Origin of the sequence: Pseudomonas mucidolens (assembly GCF_900106045.1) — a bacterium.
GTDB classification, from domain to species: Bacteria; Pseudomonadota; Gammaproteobacteria; order Pseudomonadales; family Pseudomonadaceae; genus Aquipseudomonas; species Aquipseudomonas mucidolens.
Window position 1 is genome coordinate 5,692,042 of record NZ_LT629802.1, and the last position, 26,410, is coordinate 5,718,451.

General features: G+C 59.1%; 22 protein-coding genes. 10 read left to right on the plus strand and 12 right to left on the minus strand.

What is annotated here, in order from left to right:
• Positions 1-40 precede the first annotated feature (40 nt).
• From dxs to ehuB, 8 genes are all read right to left on the minus strand, one after another.
• Positions 41-1,939 carry a 1-deoxy-D-xylulose-5-phosphate synthase gene (gene dxs, locus BLU75_RS26320; RefSeq protein WP_084379773.1) on the minus strand — a complete coding sequence of 633 codons (1,899 nt, stop codon included), beginning with the start codon at positions 1,937-1,939 and terminating at the stop codon, positions 41-43.
• A 110-nt stretch (positions 1,940-2,049) separates the two neighbouring features.
• The gene (gene ispA / locus BLU75_RS26325; RefSeq protein ID WP_084379774.1) at positions 2,050-2,937 is read right to left on the minus strand and encodes a (2E,6E)-farnesyl diphosphate synthase; all 888 of its coding nucleotides are present in this window, start codon (positions 2,935-2,937) and stop codon (positions 2,050-2,052) included.
• Positions 2,934-3,176 (minus strand): exodeoxyribonuclease VII small subunit, encoded by a 243-nt coding sequence (locus BLU75_RS26330; protein WP_084379775.1) that lies wholly within the window; start codon positions 3,174-3,176, stop codon positions 2,934-2,936. Before BLU75_RS26330 ends, ispA begins: the two co-directional genes overlap by 4 nt.
• A gap of 314 nt (positions 3,177-3,490) precedes the next feature.
• A complete protein-coding gene (gene ycaC, locus BLU75_RS26335) occupies positions 3,491-4,123 on the minus strand; it encodes an isochorismate family cysteine hydrolase YcaC (protein WP_084379776.1) in 633 nt (210 codons plus the stop codon).
• A 155-nt stretch (positions 4,124-4,278) separates the two neighbouring features.
• Positions 4,279-5,073 (minus strand): ectoine/hydroxyectoine ABC transporter ATP-binding protein EhuA, encoded by a 795-nt coding sequence (ehuA, locus tag BLU75_RS26340; RefSeq protein ID WP_084379799.1) that lies wholly within the window; start codon positions 5,071-5,073, stop codon positions 4,279-4,281.
• An 83-nt stretch (positions 5,074-5,156) separates the two neighbouring features.
• The gene (gene ehuD / locus BLU75_RS26345) at positions 5,157-5,813 is read right to left on the minus strand and encodes an ectoine/hydroxyectoine ABC transporter permease subunit EhuD (protein WP_084379777.1); all 657 of its coding nucleotides are present in this window, start codon (positions 5,811-5,813) and stop codon (positions 5,157-5,159) included.
• Positions 5,810-6,469, minus strand: coding sequence for an ectoine/hydroxyectoine ABC transporter permease subunit EhuC (ehuC, locus tag BLU75_RS26350; protein ID WP_084379778.1), 660 nt, complete (start codon positions 6,467-6,469; stop codon positions 5,810-5,812). The genes ehuD and ehuC overlap by 4 nt, the downstream gene beginning before the upstream one ends.
• 68 nt (positions 6,470-6,537) lie before the next feature.
• Positions 6,538-7,335 (minus strand): ectoine/hydroxyectoine ABC transporter substrate-binding protein EhuB, encoded by a 798-nt coding sequence (gene ehuB / locus BLU75_RS26355; RefSeq protein WP_231982695.1) that lies wholly within the window; start codon positions 7,333-7,335, stop codon positions 6,538-6,540.
• Between the two features lie 341 nt (positions 7,336-7,676).
• Here ehuB and ehuR point away from each other — a divergent pair, with 341 nt between their 5' ends.
• From ehuR to BLU75_RS26395, 8 genes are all read left to right on the plus strand, one after another.
• Positions 7,677-9,071: a MocR-like ectoine utilization transcription factor EhuR gene (ehuR, locus tag BLU75_RS26360; protein WP_084379780.1), complete on the plus strand. Its 1,395-nt coding sequence runs from the start codon at positions 7,677-7,679 to the stop codon at positions 9,069-9,071.
• A 97-nt stretch (positions 9,072-9,168) separates the two neighbouring features.
• Positions 9,169-10,140: a hydroxyectoine utilization dehydratase EutB gene (gene eutB, locus BLU75_RS26365; protein WP_090221594.1), complete on the plus strand. Its 972-nt coding sequence runs from the start codon at positions 9,169-9,171 to the stop codon at positions 10,138-10,140.
• A gap of 33 nt (positions 10,141-10,173) precedes the next feature.
• Entirely contained in the window at positions 10,174-11,166 is a 993-nt protein-coding gene (locus BLU75_RS26370; protein ID WP_084379782.1) for a cyclodeaminase, read from the plus strand.
• A 39-nt stretch (positions 11,167-11,205) separates the two neighbouring features.
• Positions 11,206-12,396 carry an ectoine hydrolase DoeA gene (doeA, locus tag BLU75_RS26375; protein ID WP_084379783.1) on the plus strand — a complete coding sequence of 397 codons (1,191 nt, stop codon included), beginning with the start codon at positions 11,206-11,208 and terminating at the stop codon, positions 12,394-12,396.
• Between the two features lie 3 nt (positions 12,397-12,399).
• Positions 12,400-13,401: a N(2)-acetyl-L-2,4-diaminobutanoate deacetylase DoeB gene (gene doeB, locus BLU75_RS26380; protein ID WP_084379784.1), complete on the plus strand. Its 1,002-nt coding sequence runs from the start codon at positions 12,400-12,402 to the stop codon at positions 13,399-13,401.
• A gap of 29 nt (positions 13,402-13,430) precedes the next feature.
• Entirely contained in the window at positions 13,431-13,910 is a 480-nt protein-coding gene (locus BLU75_RS26385; protein WP_084379785.1) for an Lrp/AsnC family transcriptional regulator, read from the plus strand.
• Positions 13,911-14,043: 133 nt separating this feature from the next.
• Positions 14,044-15,516 carry an NAD-dependent succinate-semialdehyde dehydrogenase gene (locus BLU75_RS26390; RefSeq protein ID WP_084379786.1) on the plus strand — a complete coding sequence of 491 codons (1,473 nt, stop codon included), beginning with the start codon at positions 14,044-14,046 and terminating at the stop codon, positions 15,514-15,516.
• 11 nt (positions 15,517-15,527) lie between these two features.
• Complete coding sequence (locus BLU75_RS26395) at positions 15,528-16,913, plus strand: aspartate aminotransferase family protein (protein ID WP_090221595.1); 1,386 nt, start codon at positions 15,528-15,530, stop codon at positions 16,911-16,913.
• A 485-nt stretch (positions 16,914-17,398) separates the two neighbouring features.
• Here BLU75_RS26395 and BLU75_RS26400 read toward each other — a convergent pair whose 3' ends face one another.
• The 4 genes from BLU75_RS26400 to BLU75_RS26415 all read right to left on the minus strand — a co-directional run bounded on the left by BLU75_RS26400 (position 17,399) and on the right by BLU75_RS26415 (position 24,202).
• Positions 17,399-20,014: an AAA family ATPase gene (locus BLU75_RS26400; RefSeq protein WP_084379787.1), complete on the minus strand. Its 2,616-nt coding sequence runs from the start codon at positions 20,012-20,014 to the stop codon at positions 17,399-17,401.
• A 108-nt stretch (positions 20,015-20,122) separates the two neighbouring features.
• Positions 20,123-21,835 carry a hypothetical protein gene (locus tag BLU75_RS26405; protein ID WP_084379788.1) on the minus strand — a complete coding sequence of 571 codons (1,713 nt, stop codon included), beginning with the start codon at positions 21,833-21,835 and terminating at the stop codon, positions 20,123-20,125.
• A gap of 29 nt (positions 21,836-21,864) precedes the next feature.
• Complete coding sequence (locus BLU75_RS26410; RefSeq protein WP_231982594.1) at positions 21,865-22,815, minus strand: abortive infection family protein; 951 nt, start codon at positions 22,813-22,815, stop codon at positions 21,865-21,867.
• Between the two features lie 481 nt (positions 22,816-23,296).
• Positions 23,297-24,202 (minus strand): LysR family transcriptional regulator, encoded by a 906-nt coding sequence (locus BLU75_RS26415; protein ID WP_084379789.1) that lies wholly within the window; start codon positions 24,200-24,202, stop codon positions 23,297-23,299.
• Between the two features lie 130 nt (positions 24,203-24,332).
• Here BLU75_RS26415 and BLU75_RS26420 point away from each other — a divergent pair, with 130 nt between their 5' ends.
• Both BLU75_RS26420 and BLU75_RS26425 read left to right on the plus strand, forming a co-directional pair.
• Entirely contained in the window at positions 24,333-25,163 is an 831-nt protein-coding gene (locus BLU75_RS26420) for an oxidoreductase (protein ID WP_084379790.1), read from the plus strand.
• A 79-nt stretch (positions 25,164-25,242) separates the two neighbouring features.
• A complete protein-coding gene (locus BLU75_RS26425) occupies positions 25,243-26,244 on the plus strand; it encodes an aldo/keto reductase (protein WP_084379791.1) in 1,002 nt (333 codons plus the stop codon).
• Positions 26,245-26,410 lie beyond the last annotated feature (166 nt).

Below are 26,410 nucleotides of genomic sequence, written 5' to 3' on the forward strand. Positions count from 1 at the left end.
CCGCTCCCACTATTTGATCCGGGTTCTACCGAGGGCAGGATTACAGGCCGAGCAAGGCCATACGCTCACGCACGGCTGCCTCGATACCGGCTTCATCCAGCCCGCACTCGGCGAGCATTTGCGCCGGCTTGGCGTGTTCGACGTAACTGTCCGGCAAGCCCAGGTGCAGCACCGACTTGAGGATATTCTCGCGTGCCAGGAACTCGCTGACCGCCGCGCCTGCGCCGCCCATGATGGCGTTTTCTTCGAGGGTTACCAGCAACTCATGTCCGGCGGCGAGCTCACGCACCAGGGCTTCGTCCAACGGCTTGACGAAACGCATATCCACCACGGTCGCGTCGATCTTCCCGGCGACTTTCAGGGCTTCGGCCAGTTGCACGCCGAAGGCCAGCAAGGCGACACGCTGGCCTTGGCGACGGACGATACCCTTGCCGATTTCGATCGGTTCCAGATCCTTTTCAATCAGTGCATTCGGACCGTTGCCGCGCGGGTAGCGCACGGCGGCCGGGCCGTTGTACAGATGGCCGGTGCTGAGCATCTTGCGCAGTTCGTTCTCGTCACTCGGGGTCATCACCAGCATGCCGGGAATGCAGCGCAAGTAGGACAAGTCGAAACTACCGGCATGGGTCGGGCCGTCTTCACCCACCAGGCCAGCACGGTCGATGGCGAACAGCACGTCGAGGTTCTGCACCGCCACGTCATGCACCAGCTGGTCATAGCCGCGCTGCAGAAACGTGGAATAGATCGCCACCACCGGCTTGGCGCCTTCACAGGCCATGCCGGCGGCAAAGGTCACGGCGTGTTGCTCGGCAATCGCCACATCGAAATAGCGCAGCGGAAAACGCTCGCTGAACGCCACCAGATCGGAGCCTTCCTTCATCGCCGGGGTGATGCCCACCAGGCGTGCGTCGGCGGCGGCCATGTCGCACAGCCATTCGCCAAACACACCGGAGTACTTCGGTCCGCTGGCTTGCTTCGGCGCCGCGGCCGGCGCGTCCAGCGGATCGAGCTTGGTGATGGCGTGGTAACCGATCGGGTCGACTTCCGCCGGGGCGAAACCTTTACCTTTTTTGGTGACCACATGCAGGAACTGCGGACCCTTGAGGTCACGCATGTTGCGCAAGGTGGCAATCAGCGTCGGCAGATCATGGCCGTCGATAGGGCCGATGTAATTCCAGCCCAGCTCCTCGAACAATGTGCCGGGGACCAACATGCCCTTGGCATATTCTTCGGTACGGCGGGCGATTTCCCAGGCGCCGGGCAGACGCGACAGCACCTTTTTGCTGCCTTCGCGCATGCTGGCGTAGGTGCGGCTGGACAGAATCTTCGCCAGGTAGTTGGACAGGCCGCCGACATTGCGCGAGATCGACATGTCGTTGTCGTTGAGGATCACCAACATGTTGGCATCCACCTCGGGCGCATGGTTCAGCGCTTCGAACGCCATGCCGGCGGTCAGCGCGCCGTCACCGATCACGGCAATCGCCTTGCGATCACTGTTTTGCAGGCGGGCGGCAATCGCCATGCCCAGCGCTGCGCTGATCGAGGTGCTGGAGTGGCCGACGCCAAAGGTGTCGTATTCGCTCTCGGAGCGACGCGGGAAGGCGGCGATCCCGTCTTTCTGGCGCAGGCTGGCCATGCGCTCGCGGCGTCCGGTGAGGATTTTGTGCGGATAGGCCTGATGACCGACGTCCCACACCAGCCGGTCGTCCGGGGTGTCGAAGACGTAATGCAAGGCGATGGTCAGCTCGATGACGCCAAGGCCGGCACCGAAATGCCCACCGGTCTGACCGACCGTGTAGAGCAATTCCAGGCGCAGTTCATCGGCCAGGGTTTCCAGCTCGGCTTCACCCAGACGACGCAGGCCGTCCGGCGTGGCAGCACGGTCGAGCAGGGGCGTGGACGGGCGTTTGCGGGGAATCTCTTGAAACGTCGTGGGCATCAGGCGAATCGTTATAGGTATAGAAGAGGCGGCAGTTTACCTCAAGCATCGCAAACTGCCCACGCGGAGCGCCGAACTTGGCCGATATGCAGCCCAGATGAGCGCAGCAGTCAGTGGCGACGCTCGACGATATACCGCGCCAGGTCACGCAACGGCGTGGCCGCCGCGTCGAAAGGTCGCAGGGCATCGAGTGCCAAATCACGCAGCTCGATGGCGTAGGCTTTGGCCGCTTCCAGGCCGAGCAGCGACGGATAAGTCGGCTTGTCGCGGGCGATATCGGCGCCTTGGCGTTTGCCGAGGGTCGCGGTATCGCTTTCCACGTCGAGAATGTCGTCCTGCACCTGGAACGCCAGGCCAATGGCGTGGGCGTAGCACTGCAAGGCGGCCAGTTGCGCCGCGTCGGCACGGCCGCTGGCCAGGGCGCCGAGCTGCACGGCAGCCTCGATCAGCGCGCCGGTCTTGTGGCGGTGCATGTATTCCAGGGCGTGCTGATCCAGCTTGAGGCCGACAGAACCCAAATCAATCGCCTGCCCGCCGACCATGCCCGCAGGGCCGGCGGCCGTTGCCAGCGCGGTGACCATGCGCAAACGGATCTCGGCATTGACGTCGCTCAAGCGCGGGTCGAGCAGTGCGCTGAACGCCAGGCTTTGCAGGCCGTCACCGGCCAAAATCGCACAGGCTTCGTCAAACGCCTTGTGGGTGGTGGGCTGGCCGCGGCGCAGGTCGTCATCGTCCATCGCCGGTAAATCGTCATGCACCAGGGAATAGGCGTGAATCAACTCCACCGCGCAGGCCGCGCCGTTGGCTTGCTCCGCCGCCGCGCCGAGGGCTTCGCAGGCCGCGTAGGCGAGTAACGGCCGGATGCGCTTGCCACCGTTCATCACGCTGTAGCGCATCGCCTCATACAGACGCTGCAGTTCGGGGCTTGGCGCCACAAACAGCGGCTCCAGCGCCGCGTTGACACGGGCCTGGCTGTGGGCTTGATAGACGTCGATCATTCAGCGTGTTCCGCGTCGAAAGGTTCTTCGGCCAACTCCCCATCACGCTCCAGCAACACCTGAACCTTCTGCTCGGCCTGCGCCAGCGCGCTCTGGCAGTCGCGGGTCAGGCCGATGCCTTGCTCGAATGCCGTCAACGAGTCTTCCAGCGACAACTCTCCGTTCTCCAGACGCTCGACCAGGGTTTGCAGGTCAGCGAGGGATTGTTCGAAATCGAGTGCAACTTTTTTGCGGGCCATGGCGGCTATTCCGGTTGACGGTAAACGGGCGCGACACTAGCAGATAGGGGGTGGAGGGGCAAATGAGCGACAAGGTTCAGTCGCTCTCGCCAGTGATTCGACGGTGGGGGCTCCGGCGAGCTCCAATGCCGTTCAGTTAGGGCTGTTGTGGCGAGCGGGCTTGCCCCGCGTTGGGCTGCGAAGCAGCCCCAGTAAGCCGAATGCAGTGTATCAGAAACTCCGTAGCGGCTGGTTTTTGGGGCTGCTCGCAGCCCAGCGCGGGGCAAGCCCACTCGCCACTGGCGGCTGTGCAAGCTTTCGTCAAGGTGGCAGGCTTAGTTCTGACGTGCAGTCAGCGCCGCGTAGCCGTTCATCAGGTTGCGGTAGTTGGGGATGCGCTGGGACAACAGGTTGCCCAGGCCTTCGATGTCGTTGCGCCAGTCGCGGTGTAGCTCACAGGCTACCGAGAACCAGTTCATCATCTGCGCGCCCGCTTGTGTCATGCGGCTCCAGGCGGCTTGCTGCACCGTGGTGTTGAAGGTGCCCGAAGCATCGGTCACTACAAACACGTCAAACCCTTCCGCCAGCGCCGACAGTGTCGGGAACGCCACGCACACGTCGGTCACCACGCCGGCAATGATGATCTGCTTGCGCCCGGTGGCCTTGATCGCCTTGACGAAGTCTTCGTTATCCCAGGCGTTGATCTGGCCTGGGCGAGCGATGTACGGCGCGTCCGGGAACATTTCTTTCAGCTCCGGTACCAGCGGGCCGTTGGGGCCTTGTTCGAAACTGGTGGTGAGGATGGTCGGCAGTTCGAAGAACTTGGCCAGGTCAGCCAGGGCCAGCACGTTGTTCTTGAACTCGTTGGGCGAGAAGTCCTGTACCAGCGAAATCAGCCCGGTCTGGTGATCAACCAGCAGCACGATGGCGTCGTCTTTGTTCAAGCGGTTGTAAGTTGGAGTGCTCATGGTTGAATCCTTTTTTGTTTAAGTGGTAGGGCGTTGCGTTCAACATGGGCACAGATTAATCGGTGGACGATGAGGGATAAATGGAGCGAAACAGGTAACACTGTCAACTAAAACGAGACAGTTGAGGCGAGCCATTGGCTTCAGCGGGCTGCTGATTAATTCGCTTCCTTCACCGCACTCAGAAACGCGCAGGTACGCTCTTGTTGCGGCTGTTCGAAAATCTGCGTCGGCGTGCCCTGTTCGTGAATCTGTCCCTTGTAGAAAAAACACACCCTGTCCGCGAACTCCCGGGCGAAGCCCATCTGATGCGTGACCATCAGCATGGTCAGGTTGTGTTCGCTGCCGAGCTGGCGAATGACGTTGAGCACTTCGCCACACAGTTCCGGGTCGAGCGCCGAGGTCACTTCGTCGAACAGCATGACCTTGGGCCGCATTGCTAGCGCACGGGCAATCGCCACGCGTTGTTGCTGGCCGCCGGAGAGTTGCGACGGATAATGTTCCAGCTTGCTGCCCAGGCCCACCAGTTCGAGCAGGTCCGCCGCACGTTCGCGGGCTTCTGCGGTTTTCATGCCGAGCACTTGCACCGGCGCCTCGATGACGTTTTGCAGCGCCGTCATGTGCGGGAACAGGTTGAAGCTCTGGAATACCATGCCGATCTTGCCGCGTACGCGACGGATATGCCGGTCGTTGGCCGGCACCAGCACGCCGTTGCGGTTAGGCATGTGGGTCAGCAGGTCATCCTCGATGCTGATCGAGCCGTCATCGATGCCTTCCAGGGTCATCAATACCCGCAGCAATGTGGATTTGCCTGAGCCGCTGGGGCCGATGATCGCGACCTTCTCTCCGGGGCTGACGTTCAGGTTCAAGCGGTCGAGGACGGTAAAGTTGCCATAGCGCTTGGTAACGTTCTGGAAGCTGACGATCGGTTTGACGGATTCGAGTGCCTGCATGGCCGGGGCCTCCTGCGGCTGCAACGGTGACGGGGCGTAATGCTGGAAAAGGTCGCTGGGTGTCGAAGAAATTCGGGAAGTCATTAGCGTAGCTCCAGGCGCGCTTCAAGGCGCCGTACCAGATAAGCCAAGCCGATGCTCAGGATCAGGAAAAACAGGCCAACCATGCTGACCGGTTCCAGGTAACGGAAGTTCTCGGAACCGATGTTCTTGGCCTGTTGCATGATTTCCACCACGGTAATCGCCGACAGCACTGGCGTATCCTTGAGCATCGCTACCAGGTAGTTACCCAGTGGCGGCAGGATCGGCCGCAAAGCCTGCGGCAGAATGATGTTGCGGTAGGCGCTGTACGGGGTGATGTTCAGCGCCGTCACCGCTTCCCATTGGGCGCGCGGCACCGCATCGAGACCGCCGCGATAAACCTCGGCGATGTAGCAGGCGTAATGCAGGCCGATGCCCAGGATGCCGACCTGCATGGCGCTCATGCTGACGCCGTAGTTGGGCAGCACGTAGTACAGGAAATACACCTGGATCAGCAGCGGTGTGCTGCGAATGAACTCAATGACTGCGGTGGCCGGCCAAGACAGCCAGAGTCGTCGGCTGCGTCGACCGATCGCGAGGAACAGGCCGAGCACAATGGCGATCAGAAAACCGATCAGGGTGATACCGATGGTGTTGAGCGAGGCACGCAGCAAGTCGGGAAGGATTTGCCAGGCATAGCTCCAGTCGAACAAGGTCATGACAGGCCTCCACGCATCCGCCCGCGGGCCAGGCGCCGTTCAATATGGCGCATGCCAAAATTGATGGCCTGGGCCAGGATGAAATACATCAGCAGCGCCAGGCTGAAGATTTCCAGGGTCTGGAAGGTGGCCTGATCCAACTGCCGGGCGCGAAAACTGAGGTCGGACAAGGTGATCAGTGACACCAGTGAGGTGTTTTTCAGCAGTTCGATCAGCAGGTTGGTCCCTGGCAGGATCGCCGCCAATAAGGCCTGGGGCAGGATGATCCGGCGAAAGCGCGTGTAGCGGCTGAAATTCAACGCCGTGGAGGCTTCGTACTGACCCTTGGCTACCGAGCTGATTGCTCCGCGCATGACTTCCGCGCCGTAAGCGCCGATGTGCAAGCCGAGACCGACGACGGCCACGCTGTAGGGGCTCAGCGCGATGTTGAACGGGGGTAATGGCAGCACGAAAAACAACCAGAACAACTGCACCAGCAACGAGGTGCCGCGAAACACTTCGATGTAGGCAATGGAAAACCAGCGCAGTAGTCGCCAGGGCGACATGCGCCCCAGCGCCGCAAGAATCGCCGTGACAATCGCCAGCAGCGAACCGAGGAATGTCACCTGCAGCGTTACCCAGGCGCCTTGTATCAACAGCGGAAGTAATTCACCCATGGTTCAACCTGGCCAGTCGGATTAAGCAGAAAAATAGGCACCGCGCCGTGGCGCCATGCCTGTTTCGACTATTGAGCGCAGAGCTCAGCAGCGGTTTTGCTGGTCACGTTGGATTTGTCGAAGCCAAAAGGTGCAACCGCCTTGAGATGTGCTTCGGAGCCCAGCCATTTTTTCAGCTCGGCATTCACCGCATCCCGCAACGCCTTGTCTTCCGGGCGGAAGGCGAGGGCGCCGTAGCCAATGTGCGAAGGGTCGTCCTTGAATTCGGTGATCGCCTCGACCTTTTCGCCACCTTTGGCGGCCAGGTTTTTCATGGTCAGTTGAGTGCCCACGGCGGCATCGGCACGCCCGGCGCGCACCGCTTGCAATTGCGCGGTGGTGTCCGGCACTTGCAGGATCTGCGCGTCCTTGACCCCCGAGTCCCGCGCATAAGCCAGGTTCACCGTGCCCGCCATGATCGCCAGTTTCACCTCGGGGTTGTTGGCGATGTCTTCATAACTGTGCAGGTTATGCGGGTTACCCTTGGCGGTGAGCAGGGCGTCCGGCAGTTGATACTGCGGGTCGGTGAACAGCACCTGCTTGCAGCGTGCCGGGGTGATGTACATGCCCGCGGCAATCACATCGAAACGCCCGGCGCGCAGGCCCGGGATCAACGCGCCCCATTCGGTCAACACACCATTGACCTGCTTGATGCCCATCTGGGCGAAGATCGCTTTGGCGATTTCCGGCGATTCACCGGTCACCCGGCCGTCGGTCTCGGTAAACGCAAACGGTGTTTCATTGGCATAGCCGATGCGGATGCTGCTGTTTTTCTGAATGGTTTCCAGGGTGGTGGCGGCCTGGGCATTGATGGCCACGCCGAGCATCGCGCCAGCCACGAACAGGCAACGCAACGCATGGGAAGTACGGGAGGTGGAATTGCTCATCGGTAAAATCTCCTGTTTCTTGTGGACCCGTCGTCGACGGCTCTGTGGTAGGAGGCAGTGTTACAAGAGCAAAGCGTACAAGGGCTGATTGCATGAGCGACGCAGCGCACCGGTACAGGGCGATTGGTGTTGTTATGGGGGCCTGACGAGCGACCCCTGCATCGACCTTGGACCGAGCATACAAAAGCCCCGGCCATCATGGCATTGCACTAGGACAATTGCGTTGTGCGGATTCTCGCGGGATGCTGTGCGCACTGGCACCTACGCGGGTTTTAGCGCCGATGGACACCTGGAAAGCAGCACTGCAGATCGCCCGTAGCGGCGAGTCAAAATACAAGATACTGGTGCAGGCAATCGCCGATGACATCGAGCAGGGCGTGCTGGTCAACGATCAGCGCCTGCCGCCGCAACGCCACGTGGCCGATGCCATGGGCATCAGCGTGCAAACCGTGACCAATGCCTACAAGGAACTGGAGCGCCAAGGCCTGGTGCGCTGCGAGGTCGGCCGCGGCAGCTTTGTCTCGCGGCGTATGAGCGACCGGGTCGCGACCTATATCCTCGACAGCCCCGAGCGGGCCCTGGTGGACTTCTCCATCACGCGTATCTTGCACACCCGCGAGCACGATCAGGCCTGGCGCGAGACCTGCCGTGAGCTCAGCACTGAAGACGACCAGCCGTGGATTCATGCCTTTCGTCCGATTGCCGGTTTCGAGGCTCACCGAGACGCCGCCATGCACTGGATCGGCCGTCAGGGGCTGCGGGTGGAGCGCGATGCCATCCTGATCACCAATGGCGCCGCCCACGGGATTTTCCTGGCCCTGGCGTCCCTGGCCGGCCCCGATGATGTGGTGCTGTGTGAAGGGCTCACCGATCATGGCGTGATCGGCAACTCCCAGGTGCTCGGCTTTACCCTCAAAGGGCTGGAGACCGACCGGCATGGCATCGACCCGGAGCATTTCGAAGACATGTGCAGCAATGAGCGGGTCACCGCGCTGGTCTGTACCCCGAACCTGAACAACCCGACCACCAGCTTGATGCCCGACAGCCGGCGCCGCGAGATCGCCGACATCGCCCGGCGTTTCGGCGTGCATATCATCGAGGACGACGTCTACGGTCCGCTGCTGGACGAAAAGCGCGCGCCGCCGATCAGTCATTACCTGCCGGAACTGTCGTTCTATTGCACCAGCATGACCAAGTCGGTGCTCACCGGCCTGCGCATCGGCTATCTGGTGGTGCCCAAGCGCCTGGCGTTGCGCACTGAAAGTATCTTGCGGGTCAACAGTTGGATGGCGACGCCGATGGTTTCGGAGATTGCGGCGCGCTGGATTCGCGACGGGCGCGCCGAGACCTTGGTCAGTCTGCAACGCAAGCTGTTGGCCGGGCGCCAGGCGATGGTCAGCGAATACCTGGATGATTACCTGCTGGGCCAGCATCCGTACGCGTTGAATGCGTGGGTCGGGATACCCGCTCATTGGGAGGTCGATAGCCTGGTGCGGGCGCTGCGTCATAAACACATTGCGGTCACTTCGCCCGACCCGTTCACTGTGCGCGGCACCCCGCGACCGCGAGCTGTGCGGCTGTGTGTCGGCGCCGAATGCAGTGATGAAGAAATGCGCGAGGCGTTAATCGGCATGCGCGAAATATTCAACCAATACCCGCAGATTCATGACTTTTGAGCGCGCCGAAAAGTTTGTCGGTTAAATTGCCCTAGTACATTCATCACGACAATCCAGCGCTCTTAGACTGCGTCCACTACCCCTGTGGGAGGCGGTCATGTCAGCGTTGCAGCTAAACGATATTTACCTCGCTCGCCAGCGGATCGAATCGCAGGTGCGGCGTACCGCCATGGAGTATTCGCCGAGTTTGTCACAACGGATGGGCGTGGCGGTGTGCCTCAAGCTTGAATCCCAGCAGATCACCGGCAGCTTCAAGTTGCGCGGTGCGAGCAATGCCGTGGCGCAACTCGATGCCGAGCAAAAGGCGCGTGGCGTGGTGACGGCATCGACCGGCAACCACGGTCGCGCCCTGGCTTACGCAGCGTCCCGGCAAGGGGTCAAGGCCAGCATTTGCTTGTCGCACCTGGTGCCGGAAAACAAAGTCGAGGCGATTCGCGGGCTGGGCGCCGAAGTGTGTATCGTCGGCCACTCCCAGGACGATGCCCAGCGTGAAGCCGAGCGCATTGCCAGCGAGCAGGGCGCGACTTTGCTGCCGCCGTTCGATCATCCCGCGATCATCGCCGGCCAGGGCACCCTGGGCCTGGAAATTCTCGAACAACTGCCCGACGTGGCGCAAATCCTCGTGCCGTTGTCCGGCGGTGGGTTGTTCGCCGGTGTTGCGCTGGCGATCAAAAGCGCCAATCCGCGGATTGTCACCCACGGCATCAGCATGCAGCGCGGCGCGGCCATGCACGCCAGCCTCGCGGCAGGCCATCCACTGGAAGTCGAAGAGTTGTCGACCCTCGCCGACTCTCTGGGCGGCGGCATCGGCCTGAACAATCGCTACACCTTCGAGATGACCCGCGACCTTTGCGATCACCTGCACCTGCTCAGCGAAACCGCCATCGCCAATGCTCTGCGCCACGCCTATCGCCACGAGCGGCTGGTGCTGGAAGGCGCGGCAGTGGTTGGCATTGCGGCGTTGCTCGAGGGGCTGATCGAGTCGCGTGGGCCGATTGTGGTGGTGGTCAGCGGGCGTAACGTCGACAGCGATCAGCACCTGCGCGTGCTCAATGGTCTTGACGCATAAATCACCACAATAACCAACGGGAGCACCCTGTCGATGAGTCAAGTCAGCCTGTTAAGCGAAGCCGATCTGCGTGCCTGCGTCGACCTGGATTTGTCCAGTGTCGAGGCCATTGAGCAGGCGTTCGTGCTGCTCGCCACGGCGGCCGTCGCCATGCCACCGATCCTGCGTCTGGACATCCCGGAACACAATGGCGAAGTGGACGTGAAGACTGCGTATCTGCCGGGCCTGGAGCGGTTCGCGATCAAGGTCAGTCCCGGTTTTTTCGACAACCCGGGACTCGGCCTGCCAAGCCTCAACGGCATGATGATGCTGTTGTCGGCGCGCACCGGGTTATTGGACGCGTTGTTGCTGGACAACGGCTACCTGACAGCGGTGCGTACGGCCGCCGCCGGCGCGGTGGCGGCGCGCTGTTTGTCGCGGCCTGAGAGTCGCAGCGTGGCACTGATTGGCAGCGGCGAGCAGGCGGCATTGCAGTTGCAAGCGTTGCGTCTGGTGCGACCGATTGAACAGGTGCGCGTCTGGGCACGGGACGGCGCCAAGGCGCAGGATTTCTGCGCCGGGCTGTCACGCAGTAGCGAGCTGATGGTGGTCGCCTGCGCCAGCATCGAGGAGGCGCTGGCCGACGCGGACATAGCCATCACCTGTACCCCTAGCCGTGAACCCTTGATCCAGGCGCACCATTTGCGTCCCGGTCTGCACATCACCGCCATGGGGTCCGACGCCGAACACAAAAACGAAATTGCGCCCCAGGTTCTGGCCAGGGTCGATCGCTATGTGGCCGATCGCTTGAGCCAGACCCGAATCCTCGGCGAACTGCACCATGCCCTGGCGGCCGGGATCAGGCTCGACGAGTCGCGCCTGGCGGAGCTGGGGCAAGTCCTGGCAGGCCAGCTGCCCGGTCGCACCGATGCGGCGCAAATTACCTTGTGCGACCTGACGGGCACCGGTGCTCAGGACACGGCCATGGCTAATCTGGCGTTCGAACGTGCGCGTGCGGCCGGCAAGGGTGTGCAGTTTTCCAGTTAATTCATTTCATTCCTGCGTCATTTATCAGAGGGCATGTGCATGTCTCAGATAGTCGTCAACCTGCCGTTCGCACGAGCGGAATACGCCCAGCGCCTGACCAAGGTCCGTGAGGCCATGCAAGGGCAGGGCATTGAGCTGCTGCTGGTCACCGACCCTTCCAACATGGCCTGGCTGACGGGCTACGATGGCTGGTCGTTCTATGTGCACCAATGTGTGCTGGTGGCCCTGGACGGCGAGCCGGTCTGGTTCGGTCGTGGCCAGGATGCCAACGGCGCCAAGCGCACGGTGTTCATGCAGCACCAGAACATCGTCGGTTACCCGGACATCTACGTGCAGTCCCGGGAACGTCATCCGATGGACTACCTGTCGCGGGAAGTCATCAGCGCCCGGGGTTGGGACACGCTGAATATCGGCGTGGAAATGGACAATTATTACTTCAGCGCCGCGGCTTATCTGTCGCTGCAAAAACACTTGCCGAACGCCACCTTCATCGACGCAGCGGGGCTGGTGAACTGGCAGCGGGCGATCAAGTCGCCGCAGGAAATCGCCTACATGCGTATCGCCGCGCGCATTGTCGAGAACATGCACGAACGCATCTTCGAACGCATCGAGCCGGGGCTGCGCAAAAACGAACTGGTGGCCGAGATTTACAGTAGCGGGATCCTTGGTGCCGACGGGCATGGCGGTGATTATCCGGCCATCGTGCCGCTGTTGCCCACCGGCGCCGACGCCAGTGCACCGCACCTGACCTGGGACGATACGCCGTTCGAGAACGGCGCCGGGACCTTCTTTGAAATTGCCGGGTGCTACAAGCGTTACCACTGCCCGTTATCCCGCACGATCTACCTGGGCAAACCGCCGCAGCACTTTATCGAGGGTGAAAAAGCGGTGGTCGAGGGCATTGCCGCCGGCCTCGAAGCTGCAAAACCCGGCAATACCACCGGTGATATCGCCGTGGCGTTTTTCAAGGTGCTGGAAAAATTCGGCATCCACAAAGACAGCCGCTGTGGTTACCCGATCGGTATCAGTTATCCACCGGATTGGGGCGAGCGCACCATGAGCTTGCGCCCTGGCGATACGAGTGTGTTGCAGCCGGGCATGACCTTCCACTTTATGCCGGGATTGTGGATGGACGACTGGGGCCTGGAAATCACCGAAAGCATTCTGATCACCGACACCGGGGTCGAGACGCTGTGCAATGTGCCACGCCAACTGTTCGTCAAGGATTGAACCATGAGCGATTTGCCTGAAAACCCCATCAGCACCACCGTGGATTTCACCCGTGACGGCGTGCAGCACGGCTTTCTCAAGCTGCCTTATTCCCGCGACGACTCGGCCTGGGGCGCGGTGATGATTCCACTCACCGTGATCCAGCATGGGCGGGGGCCGACCGCGTTGCTTACGGGCGGCAATCATGGTGACGAATACGAAGGTCCGGTGGCCCTGAGCAAATTGGCCCAGGGCCTGAGCGCGGCTGACGTCAGTGGCCGATTGATCATTGTGCCGTTCATGAACACGCCGGCCTTTCGCGCCGGCCGACGTACTTCACCCGTCGACCAAGGCAATCTCAATCGCAGCTTTCCCGGCAAACCGGACGGCAGCGTGACCGAGAAAATCGCCGACTACTTCACCCGCACGCTACTGCCGCTGGCCGATATCGTGCTGGATATCCATTCCGGTGGTCGCACCCTGGACTTTCTGCCATTCGCCGCCTGTCATGTGCTGGCCGACAAACAGCAGCAGGCCCAATGCGAAGCCGGGATGCGCGCGTTCAACGCGCCCTACAGCATGCGCATGCTGGAGTTGGACGCCGGGGCGATGTACGACACCGCTGCCGAAAGCCAGGGCAAAGTCTTTGTCACCACCGAACTGGGTGGCGGCGGTTCGTCCACGGCGCGCAGTGTGGCAATCGCCGAGCGCGGGGTACGCAACCTGCTGGTGCATGCCGGAATTCTCCAGGGCGAAATCGAGTACCGGGAGTCCAAGCTGCTCGATATGCCGGCTGCCGACTGCTTTATCGCCAGCGAGCATGACGGCCTGCTGGAAATGTGCCGGGACCTGGGCGACACGGTGCGCCAGGGCGATGTGATCGCCCGCGTGTACGACGCCACCCGCAGCGGCGTTGCTGCGGTGGAATACCGCGCGGCGCGCAGTGGCTTGCTGGCGGCGCGGCATTTTCCGGGGTTGGTGCAGTGCGGAGACACGGTGGCGGTGATCGCCGACGTGCTGAGCTGAAACTCGATCGTTGTGGAGACCCGCGGCCCATGCACAAACTCGACCGCTATGACCTGAAAATCCTGCGCATCCTCGCCGAGGACGCGCGCATTACCAAGTCGAGCCTGGCGGAGGCCATCAACCTGTCGGTCACCCCGGCCTGGGAGCGGGTGCGCAAACTGGAGGCGTTGGGCCTGATCAAGGGCTACCGTGCCCGGATCGACTGGAACGCTGTGTTCAAAAGCCAGCAAGTGCTGGTGGAAATCACCCTGGCCCGCCACACCGCTCAGGACATGCGACGCTTCGAGCAACGGATGCACGACGCCAGCGAAGTGGCCTTCTGTTACGCCACCGGCGGCGGTGTCGACTACATGGCGATGATCCAAGCCCCGGACATTGACCACTACCAACGTTTCATCGACCAGCTATTGCTCGATGACCTGGGTATCGAGCGCTACTTCACCTACATCGTCACCAAGACCATCAAGACCTCGGGGGCGTTGCCCGCCGAGCTGGCGCAGGCGCTCTAGGGGTCACCGCAAAAGCCACTGTTTAGCGGTGTCCATTCAGGAAAAACCACCGGCCACGCCCCGGTCAAACGTCAGATCCCCACGGCGCGGCTGCCCTAGCATGGTTCCACGCCAAAGGTTTGGAGCGAACCCCATGACATACAAACACCCGTTGCTATTCAAGGCCCTGTGCTATGTCGACGGCCAATGGGTCCACAGTCACAGCGGCCACAGCGTCGCGGTGCACAACCCGGGCAATCAGCAACTGATCGGCCATGTTCCCATGCTCGACCCGCTGCAAATCACCGCCGCCGTGGACGCCGCGCACCGTGCCTTTGCCAGCTGGCGCCAACAGAGCCTTGAGGCCCGCGCCATCATCCTGCGACGTTGGGCAAGTCTGATCCTTGAGCACCAGGAAGACCTGGCGCGCATTCTCAGCCAGGAACAAGGTAAACCCCTCGCCGAGTCTCGTGGCGAAATTGCCTATGCCGCGAGCTTTATCCCGTGGTTCGCCGAAGAAGCACGGCGCCTCTACGGCCAGCACATTCCCAGTCATATTGCCGGTGCGCAGTTGGGTACGTTGAAGGAACCGGTCGGCGTCTGTGCCTTGCTGACGCCCTGGAATTTCCCTTCCGCCATGATCACCCGCAAAGCCGCCGCGGCGTTGGCGGCCGGTTGCACGGTGGTGATCAAGCCGGCCCATGAAACCCCTTATTCAGCGTTGGCGCTGGCGCAACTGGCTGAAGAGGCAGGCTTCCCGGCGGGCGTATTCAACGTGGTGTTGGGTGAGCCGCAGATGGCCATGCAAACCCTGGTGCAGGACAGCCGCGTGCGTGCCGTCAGCTTCACCGGCTCGACCCGGGTCGGCAAGTTGGTGCTGCAGGCGGCGGCCCAGGACGTGAAGAAGGTCGCCCTGGAACTGGGCGGCAATGCGCCTTTTATTGTCTGCGCCGATGCCGATCTGGAGCTCGCGGTGAACGTCGCCGTGCAAGCCAAGTTCCAGACCTCCGGGCAGGATTGCTGCGCCGCCAACCGGATCATGGTCGAGCGCTCGATTTATCCGGCGTTTCTCAGCCGTTTTGCCGCCGCCGTGCGCGAACTGCGGGTCGGCCCGGCGCTGCTCGGGGAGCAGGAGCAAGATGTCGAGGTCGGGCCGTTGATGCATCAGGCCTCCTTCGAGGTAACCGCCGAGCGCGTGGCCGACGCCTTGCGCCTGGGTGCTCGACGCCTGGTGGGCGGCGAAGCACACGCCTTGGGCGGTTTGTTCTACCAGCCCACGGTGCTCGCCGACGTCACCCCGCAGATGCGTATCTACCGTGAAGAAAACTTCGCGCCCATCGCCGGCGTGATGCCGTTCGACAGCATCGAGCAAGCCATCGCACTGGCCAACGACACCGAATACGGTCTGGCTGCCTATATTTGTTCCAACCGCCTGGACCTGATCTATCCGCTGATTCGCCGTCTCGACCACGCGATGGTGGCCGTCAATGGCGTCAAGTTTACCGGTCATCCAATTCCGTTCGGCGGCATGAAAGCCTCGGGCCTGGGCCGTGAAGGCGGCACCGAGGGCTTCGAAGCCTTTGTCGAAACCAAATACTTTTGCCTGCATCACCAAGGCCAGTTCTAAGGAGACCCGCCATGAGCCACGACCTCGAAACGCTGTTCGAACAAGACCGCGCGCACTTCATGCACCCGTCGACCCACGCCCATGACCACGCCAGTGGCACCCTCAAGGGGCGCATCATCAAAAGCGCTTCCGGCATTCGCATCCGCGATCACGAAGGTCGCGAATTCATCGATGCCTTCGCCGGCCTGTACTGCGTCAACATCGGCTACGGCCGCACCGAAGTCGCCGATGCCATCTACAAACAGGCCAAGGAGCTGGCTTACTATCACACCTACGTCGGCCACTCGAGCGAGGCCATCATCGAACTGTCCAGCCGCATCATGGAGTGGGCGCCCGAAGGCATGAAAAAGGTCTACTACGGCCTGTCCGGCTCCGACGCCAACGAAACCCAGATCAAACTGGTGCGTTACTACAACAACGTCCTCGGCCGGCCGCAGAAAAAGAAAATCATCTCCCGTGATCGCGGCTACCACGGCTCAGGCATCATGACCGGCAGCCTCACCGGCCTTGCGGCGTTCCACCAGCACTTCGACCTGCCGGAGCAAGGCATTAAACACACGGTTTGCCCACATTGGTACCGCAAGGCCCCGGCCGGCATGGATGAAGCGACATTCGTGCGCCACTGCGCCGACGAACTGGAAAAAATGATCCTTGCCGAAGGCCCCGACACCGTCGCCGCCTTCATCGGCGAACCGCTGATGGGCACCGGCGGCATCATCGTCCCTCCCGCCGGTTATTGGGCGGCGATACAAGCGGTGCTGAACAAATACGACGTGCTGCTGATCGCCGACGAAGTGGTCTGCGCCTTCGGTCGTCTTGGCTCGAAAATGGGCAGCCAACGCTACGGCATGCGCCCCGACCTGATCACCACCGCCAAAGGCCTGACCAGCGCTTACGCACCGTTATCCGCAGTGATCATTGGCGAAAAAGTCTGGAGCGTGATCGAAACAGCCTCCACCGCCGAAGGCGCCATGGGCCACGGCTGGACCTATTCCGGCCACCCGATCTGCGCCGCCGCGGCCCTGGCCAACCTCGACATCCTCGAGCGCGAAAACCTCACCGCCAATGCCGACCAAGTCGGCAACTACCTCAACCGTCGCCTGCGCGAAACCCTCGAAGGCCACCCACTGGTCGGCGAAGTTCGCGGCGACGGCATGCTCGCCGCCGTCGAATTCATGGCCAACCGCGAACAGCGAACCCCGTTCGACGCCGCACTCAAAGTCGGCCCTAAAGTATCTGCCGCCTGCCTGGAACGCGGCATGATCGCCCGCGCAATGCCCCACGGCGACATCCTCGGCTTCGCCCCGCCGCTGATCCTGACCGAGGCGGAAGCGGACCTGATCGTCGATATTACAAAAAGCGCGATTGATCAGGTGGCGAGTGAGGTGTTGGGCTAAAGCAAAAACGCGGAGTGGCGGTGGGTCAGTTGCCAGAAGTGTTGGCTGACTCATCGCGATGTTGGGAGGGCGGTTTTTGACGGGCATTAAAAAGCCGGCTTGTGGGCGGCTTTATTGTTTGATTTTTGCCTTATTTTGCTGGGCTTGTGTGAGTTGGAAAATTTTATCCCCCCATTTGTCCCCCCATCCGGAATGTTCGTAGAGGGAGCTCGCCCGCTGACTCTACTCTAGTATCGAGTTCTTCATTGGGTGCTTATGCAAAGCTTAGTTTTTGAAGGGGATGTAGATCTCGCCTTGCCCGGCTGGTTTTCGATTCGGCTGGTGCGCCAATACCGGCCATTGATCGGTGAGTAGCCGTGGCGCTCGAAAACGTTTTTACACAGCCTAGGTCGTTAGTGGCCCCTCACGAAAGGCATCTTCGGGTCCTAAGTAGCCTCACGCGAGAGGTTGCCAGGCGCTGCAAAGATGCTCACGTAACAGCCGACTCAGCCCCTTCGGCTTCGGATACGGGTAAACAACGTGTTCACGGCCTCAATATCCCCATGCAACTCGTCTGGATGTGTTACGGGACGCTGCTGGCCGGCCGCATGTGAATGCGCGCTCACATTGCGGCAGCATCGGTCGTGCAAGCGTTGCACTTCACGGAATTCCTGCTCCTGCACAGCCATCACGCCGTTAAGCCGGCCTACTGAGATTCCGTCGCGGAAACGGACTACGGTTTCGTTGAGTATCGTGTCCTCGATACCGATTTCAATCGTCACGCGAAGATCACTATATGCATTACGGATCGCATACCGCTCAGTGTCTCCGGGAGGGGTGTTGAAGGTTGCTGCAATTTGCTGCTGGTCACGACGGTGTTGCGCGATGCGCTCGCGGTGCCGGCGCATGTCATACGGCAAACCGGCATCGACGTAGCCAGGGCCTTCCGCCCGGTAGCTGATCGACCTAACTTCAGGTGCGAGACCCGCATCTTGGCAGAGCGTTATCAGTTCACCGAAGAATACAGCGTCGTGGGTGAATACAATGACTTGCCGGTTGGCCGACTCTTTGACAATTCTTTGCGCGACGGCGGTTCGATGGCTGTGGTCGAGGCTTGAGACAGGGTCGTCGAAAACGATTCCGGAAGTCGATCCTGACTGATGAAGCTCAGCGAAGAAGTAGGCAAGCGCACACATACGCTGCTCTGCTTCGCTCAACACTTGGTGCGGGGCAAGCTGGCAGTCTAACAGCTGAATTCCCAGGCGAACTGCCCCGGCGTCACCGGCTGAGCTGACTCCAGCTTCAACGTGCCTGAGTTCTAGTCTAGTGAGCTCCTCGTTCATGCGTCCAGCCAGAGCCTCACTGATGTATGTCCGAGTCAGTTGGCCAGCCAGCACGCTAATCGGCCGTGTAGCTGCGATGTCATTTAGGCAATTCTGGAGCCGAACCCTGTGGGCCAGGTTATCAATCACCCGTGCTATGCCTTCGATATGGTCGGAAAGTAGCTGTCGCGCTTCCAGCTCTTTCAGCCGTAGCTTTTTGGCCGCTAAGGCCTCTGCGTTCATGTTTGCGCGCAGGCGGCCCGCCTCTTCGCGAAGTACTTCCGCAGCCTGAGCGATAGACGCCCCCGGGTTCGCTCCACGATACCCAGGACAGTCCTGCCATACCCCAGTAGCCACCGCTGTTTTGAGCCACTGAAGTCGGGCGACCAAGTCAGCCTGAAAGGTCTGAATATCGTCCGGAAGCGCTGGCACACGAGCCCTCAGGCTCTCCAGCATGTTAGGGGCAACTGTGAAGTCGACATTGGCTGGATCGACTTCTCGAACGATCTGCTGCCATGCGTTGCGTGCAGCCTGAGCAGTCTCCGCTGTCCGGTCTCGAATGTAATGATCGAATCGCTGCAAGCGGTTCTGCGCTTCAGGACTGAGCTCTTGCTGGCAAAGTACACAGACTGCGTCGTCATTGGTGACCGGGAAGGCCTCTCCTGGATATGCAGTGCTGGACGAATATTCACGAGCAGCGTTGAATAGCAACGCCCAAGAGCCTTGTCCCGTTCCAGGAAGTAGATGTGTCGCATCTCCTGCTTGCAACATGGCGGACGCCGCACGTTCAGCTGTCTCAGCCTCAAGGACGGCTCGATGTGCCTGGTGTTTGGCATCGATAACCTCATCAGACACTACGCCGGTCACCACAGCGATGAGGCTGGCCAATTCATCGACTCGCGTTGCAGCATGGTCAAGTAGCGACGCCCGGGCAGTTGGGTCCGCTTCGCTGATTTCCTGCGGAAGTCGTACACGCTCCGCCAGCTCATCATCGGCGAGCGCAGCCAATTCACGCGCTCGCGTCAGATCAGTGGTCGGGGAAATCGGATGGACCGCCCGTCCAGCATCGGTATCGGACGGAATGACACTGAACGGTGTCGTGTCTGTTGCAAGGCCCGTGATCTCAGCCTGTAGCGCGGGTCGCAGAGCCTGATTGAGTCCATTCGCCAACTGCTGGAGATAAGTCAGAGCAGATGGCTGAAAGTTGGCAGCCTCTCGTGACTGGAGGTAATGCCGAGCGCAGTCGCCATCAAAAACGGAAATGCCCCGGAGTTCTGGCTGCGCTACGTTATCGGGATCACTTCTCCAGGTCGTCTGTTGGGCGGCGCCGTCCAGCGCGAAGTCAATAGCAGCGCTTGGTATGAGCTGCTGGTAATCCGCAGCGTAAGCATTGGCGTAGACAGCACCAGGGCTCCGGGCACGGCACGCCTGCTTCAGCACCCGTGCGTAACCGGACTTCCCCGTGCCGTTTCCGCCGTACACGATGGTGAGACCATGCGGTTGGAAGTTCAGAACCTCACTGTTCGGGATCTTCCCCACATTAGTAAGTGAATGCAGGGACTGCAATACGACGGTGTGCTCCCGATTCGGCTCGGCGGGAAAATGGTCTGCGGCGAAAAGGACAGGCTGAAGAACTGGCAGAAATGCGCTTCGCATCCCATGGTGTTGCTTAGCGAGATCAAGAATTTCGACAAGATCCTGAGCAGTCCATTCGCCCTGGACACACAAACGGCGCAAGGCGTCGCTGCGCCACGCCGGCAGCCTTTCCGACCAAGCCAGTACTTCCTCGTATATAGCCATGCCTTACCTCTCCATGTCCTTGAGGTTGCCTAAACGAACAGCGTAGCGGATTGTTAGTGACCTCCCTCAACAGCTCGCTATCGCGAGCTGTTGAGGCTATACCGTTGATCACTCGTCGATATCAATTTCGAGAGCTCTCAACACTGCGACAAGGGCATGATCACAGCCTTCGGCCAGGTGGAAGAAGTGCGTACGGAAATTTCCATGGGTGGTACGAGCTTCCCGGATAGCGACAGCTTTCTTTTCGTTGGTAGCATGTCCCCGGATCTCATTACGAAGCTCATGGAGCTTTCTCATCGGCGCCAAGATCTGCTTAGCGTCCTCTGCGTTGATTGAGCTTCCAACGAGAATTTCGTACAACAACTTGAGCGAGCGCCATGTTGGCTCCAGGGCTCGGCCTTTTGCTTCAGCCACCTTGCGCAGTGGCTTGTCGAGAAATCCTTCTACCAGACATTGATCGAGAGCCATGATTTCATCACCCCATTCCTTAGGCGAGTCTGTGGCTGGAGCAAGCACGCTATCGATCAGCTCCTCACCTCGAGGGTTCCACCAGGCAGGTTTTCTTTTGTCGAGCGTTCGGATCTTACGCTTGAGTGAATCCAGTGGATGATATTCGGTGTACCAGCTGCCTTCGATGTCCGTTCGATGCGCGCGCTCGGAGATGGGAGCCTTAGGCCATTCGTTGAAGGCCTTCCAATAAAGTTGTTCATCGTAAGGGAGCTTCGATAGGTCCCAGATGTACGCATGAACCTGACCGGCCTCATTGATGTCGTAAGATTTAAGGTGCCAAGCTCCTCTGCAAGAAATGCTTCGGTCCTCGAGCGTGTACTTCTCAGGGTCGCCCTTGAAGCGATTAAGAACCTCTGACCTGAAAAAAGCGGGAGATATCTGCCAGGGAAGATCGCTCTCCTCAAAATAGCTGACGATGTGCTCGGGGCTGCAAGAGGTCTCGACCTGGCGGTCATGCTTACGGTCGTAGATTTTGAAGACCGCATACTCACGATCCGGATCACCATCGAGGTCTTTGCGCCACGCCTCTTCTTGTTCTTCGACGCTGGCTATTGGCCTGACCACCATGGCTCCATGCGCGAAGCTTGCCTTGCTGGTCGATCCTCCATGGTAGAACAGATCTGGCTCGTCTCGGTTGTATCGATCGGCGCCTTGCCAGCCGTTGAAGCTACCCGCTACGTAACGGGTAAAATCAAATTTCATGACCAGCGCCATTTCCGCTAGGGCCATGTAATTGTCCAGGTCCTTACGAAGGATCGTGACCACTTCCCGTCCCTCCATCTGGTCGGGAATTTGAAGCTTCAGAATTCTGATGACATCTTCGATGTCGCCATTGTCATTTAGGCGGCAATACGCTTTTCGCTCATCCACGTAATGAATGTCGAGGCAATGTATAAGTTTTTGACTAATTTCGATCGGAGTTGACCCGGTATGAACCCCCTCAAGACGACGCCGAATGACCAGAGGTTCACCCTCTGCTAAAGCAGACCCGCTTTCCTCTGGAAAGGGGGCCTCAATGTAGACGCGATGTCCTTCATCGGAACACCAGGACTTCTGGATGCGCCAAGTAACATCGGTAGACAGTGAGAGGTTTTGAAGCGCTTCCCCATCGGGGGGAGTGACATTATCGGTTGGAGCGAGTGCTCCGACGATTAGAAAGAAAGGGGCGCTAGCGTAAATCACAATCTCGTCTGATTCCGAGTTTGCTTTCATGTACTGCACAGCCTGCTCGGCATCTTTGTACCAAGGATCATCCTGATCCTCTGGAGCCGCCGCCAACGCAATCAGAGGTTTGGTATCGAAACGACGCATTTCCACTCCCACAAGCCTAATTGAAGATTTCATAGGTTGGCCCGGTAGGCCTGATCGTGCAAAAAGATGATCGCAGAGGCCGTCATATTAAGCGTGTACTTCGCCACGTGCTCTGGCACTACTTTCTGCACCTCGCCCGCACCATGCGAGCTGCTCAGTTTGTTGCGAAGCGTGCCGACAGTCATCAGTGGCTGCTCCCAGAAGGTATCCATCTCGGTTTTCTGCATGATGGTCCGTATGAGCTTGGAGGTTGTGTCTCCTTGGGCATACCCGAAGCCCTTCTGACCGCAGATCACCTTCATGACGCTCTCGTAGCTGCTGTTGCACTTGGTGACGCAGTCGCCGAATTTTCCGTGCCGAAAGTCTTCCAGAGCTGCCATGAATTCGGAGTTCGCATTGAGGAATGCAGGTTGACGCAGTAGCTTCAGAGCGGGCTCGATAGCCGTGTCGTGGATAGCTTGGCTTTCCTTCGGAATGACCTTCGCCTGCTCACGTATTCCAGTGAACTGAGTAGGGGCGCCTCGATAAATTTCTTCCCGGGTTTCCCATACCGGTTTGGTGACGAAGTAGGGAAGATCATCAACGTTTAAAAACTCGTTCAATCGATCAATTACGAGTTCATGCTGACCGCGTAAGTAGCGCCACCCATCGCAGTGAATAAGATATTCAATTGCATCAAGGAAGTGGGGATCACTGCAGGTATGTAAAAACTCGAACGCGTCATCAGCGTAGGAAAGATTGTTTTTTACAGAGAGCTTTTGGTTCCCGAGAAGGTAGGAAAGCCGGTCGTGAAGAAACTCTAGGGTTTCGACCATGCCCGGCCCTACATCCCGAATGAGCATGAACGTCCTTTGCCGGAACTGCTGAGTGAGCTGCTTTTTCGGCGTATTCTGATTTTCCCTTCGTCGCGAAAAGACGTTGAAAATATTCCCTATCACTACGACACCTTGAAGCCGTTCAGAGGGTGGCATCATAGTCATGACGGCTGTCGTATGGCCATCACCTATTCATCGCCGGATCCTTTTCCAGCTTAACAGGCAGTAAGCGGAAAGCGTCTGCTTTTGGCCGAGGCTGTGTAAAAACGGTTTTTTGCTCGATAGGCACTCAAAACTGGAATGAATATCGCGTTTCTATACGAAATTTATATCTGTTGAGGTGCCGATAAATTTCAGATCTAACGTAGATTCGCGGACTTAAATTTTGGCTAAGCTTTTTTACACGCTCTGCGCCGAAAGCTGCCAGCCGAAATGGCACCAATCGCTTATGAGGAGCCTTTCACGAGCTAGGCGACGTCAGACACCCTTTTAAACCAGTAGTCAGATATTGTTGGCGACAGAGGCCAGCTAGCAAGTAGACCCGGTATACCGGTTTGCCTGTTTCGCCAGCGGCTTCTCGGCCGTGGTCAATGCAGCGTGTTAACTGGTTCCCAAACTTATTGTGCCGGCATCCATCGGGGAAGCACTATGGCGCTCTCATCTGGCGGGCGGAACGAGCGAATTCGATGAATGCTTTTAGCGCAGTAGGAGGATGCCTCCGGCCTGGATAGTACAAGTGCAATCCCGGATAGTAGGGGCACCAATCCGCCAAGACTTGTTTCAAACGTCCATCCGCCAAATATCCCGTCACCATGTCTTCGAAGACATAAGCCAATCCCAGCCCTTCTATGGCTGGCCCGAGCATTAGGCTGACATCGCCCAGGGTAAGTGGGCCGCTCACTTCAATTTCTTGAGCAATTGCCCCACGCTCGAATTCCCAGTGATAAATCGAGCCACTGGGAAATCGGTGGCGAATGCAGGGGATGCCATGTAGATCCTCGGGTTTCTGAGGCACAGCGTGGCGTTCGAAAAGCGAAGGTGCTCCTACGACGACAGATCGCATGTTCGGCCCAATAGCCAGAGATACCATGTCCGCTTCTAGGCGATTACCGAAACGCACCCCAGCGTCAAACCCTCCCGCTACTACGTCTACAAAAGCATCGCTTTCGACGAGCTCTAGCCTGATATCCGGATAGAGCTGAAGAAACTGGCTGATGATTGGCAGCAGAACCAGTTCACAAGCCTGGCGGCCCGCTGTGATACGCAAACTACCAGAGGGCTTGTCACGAAAGCTGTTGAGATCTTCAAGGGCATCTTCGATATCTCGGAACGCGGGTCGCAAACGGAGATATAACCGCTCCCCTGCCTCAGTCAGGGCCACGCTGCGAGTCGTACGATTGAATAGGCGCACGCCGAGGCGGTTCTCCAATATGCGCAAGGAATGGCTCAAGGCTGAGGGTGTGAGGCCAAGATCTACTGCCGCTCTACTCAAGTTCAGATGCTGAGCGATGCTCAAAAAGACCGACAAATCAGCAGGCGAAGGGGTTTTCATATATGAGCCGTATTCACAAGGGAATGCAAAATTATTGGTATTAACACATCACTAATGCACATTTAAAGTTGCGTCAACTTATCAGTACGGCCCGGCAATGCCGCAGGGGTCGCTGGCAGGAGGAGTTGATATGCGTACTTGGTTCATCACAGGAGCCTCCCGAGGTTTTGGCACACTCATCGCAGAACAAGCCCTGCGGGCCGGCGATGCAGTCATCGCGACCGCCCGAAAGCCTCAAGACATCACTGATCGCTTGGGCGATCACCCGAATCTGCTTGCTGTGCGGCTGGACGTAACCAGCGAAGAAGAAGCACATCAGGCCGTTGCAGAGGGTATCAAGCGATTTGGCCAGATTGATGTAGTCGTCAATAACGCTGGTTTTGGTGTCTTGGGCGCCGTTGAGGAGACCAGTGCAAAAGAGACGGAGCGCCTGTTCGCCACAAACGTCTTCGGCGTGCTGAATGTTACGCGCGCAGTACTGCCGCACCTTCGTCGTCAGCGTAGCGGCCACATCGTCAACATTTCCTCCGTTGGCGGATATCAGGCATTTATTGGTTGGGGAGTTTACTGCTCTACCAAGTTTGCCGTGGAAGGCATCTCCGAAGCGCTGCATCAGGAATTAGCACCGCTGGGAATCCGGGTGACGGTCGTCGAACCTGGTTTCTTCCGCACCGACTTTCTTGATGAGCAGTCGTTGATCAAGACTGAGCTGGAGCTGTCTGACTACGACGATACTGTCGGTAAGATGCGAGAGTTTGCTGAGGGCGCTAATCATGCGCAGCCCGGTGATCCTCTGAAGTTTGCCGAGGCAATGTTCGCGCTGGTCAATGCACCGAACCCTCCTCAGCGTTTAGCGATGGGCAGTGACACGGTGGCCGTGGTTGGCGAGAAGAATCGTTTTGTGGACGCTGAATTGGCTGAATGGAAAGAGCTGTCTATCTCGACCGATTTTAAAGTCTAAACATGCAATGACATGGAAACCGGGCTTGCTCGGTTTTTGCGTATCTTGACTACCCAATTAACGATCTGCGGGAGAGTTTATGAAGTACGTGAAACTTGGCAGTACGGGTCTGGATGTTTCCAGGCTGTGTCTTGGCTGCATGACATTCGGTGATCCTGATGCTGGCATGCACCCCTGGACATTGGGCGAGGAAGCAAGCCGGCCTATCATCAAGCACGCAGTGGAGCAGGGGATCAACTTTTTTGATACGGCGAACAGCTACTCCGCGGGAACGTCGGAAATCATCGTTGGGAAGCTACTGAAGGAGTTCACACGTCGAGAAGAGACCGTGATCGCCACGAAGGTATTTTTCCCGGCAAATATGCGGGGATGGGAAGGCTCAGCAAAGCCAAACGAGAAAGGTCTTTCTCGTAAAGCCATCATGGACAGCGTTGATGCGAGCCTGACTCGCTTGGGCACTGACTACATCGACCTGTACCAGATCCATCGTTGGGACTACGACACGCCTATCGAGGAAACGATGGAAGCCCTGCATGACATAGTCAAAGCAGGCAAAGCCAGGTACATCGGCGCCTCATCCATGTATGCATGGCAGTTCGCTAAAGCACAGCAGGTCGCCGTGGCAAACGGATGGAGCAAGTTTGTGTCCATGCAGAACTATCTGAACCTGGTGTATCGAGAAGAGGAGCGGGAAATGATCCCACTCTGCCTCGATCAGGGCGTGGGGTTGATGCCATGGAGCCCAATGGCACGCGGCAGGCTGACCAGGCCATACGGCCAACAGACTGAGCGCACCAAAACCGATGTCTCAGGGCAGTCGTTTTACCAGGCTACTGAAGTCGAAGACGGCCGGGTGATTGACGTTGTAGAGCAGATTGCTGGGGAACGAGGTGTGCCTATGGCGCAGGTTGCGTTGGCATGGGTGTTAGCCAAGCGTGGCGTCTCAGCACCTATCGTTGGCGCTTCTAAGGCGCCCCAACTTGACGACGCAATCGCTGCGCTGGAGTTGTTATTGAGCGAAGAGGAAGTCAAGCGCCTCGAATCCCCATATGTACCCCATGTAGTGACTGGATTCTCCTGACACGGGCTTCAGAAACTCGACTTCAGCGACCGGACAAAAAAAGCGCCCTGAGGGGCGCTAAAAGTTCATCTCTTTCCAAAGGAGCTCACAAAAAAGCCTCAGAGATGAATGCTGCTTGGTGCGTATCGCTCAGATCGCCTTCGGGACAGGCGCATCCAAGGCTACG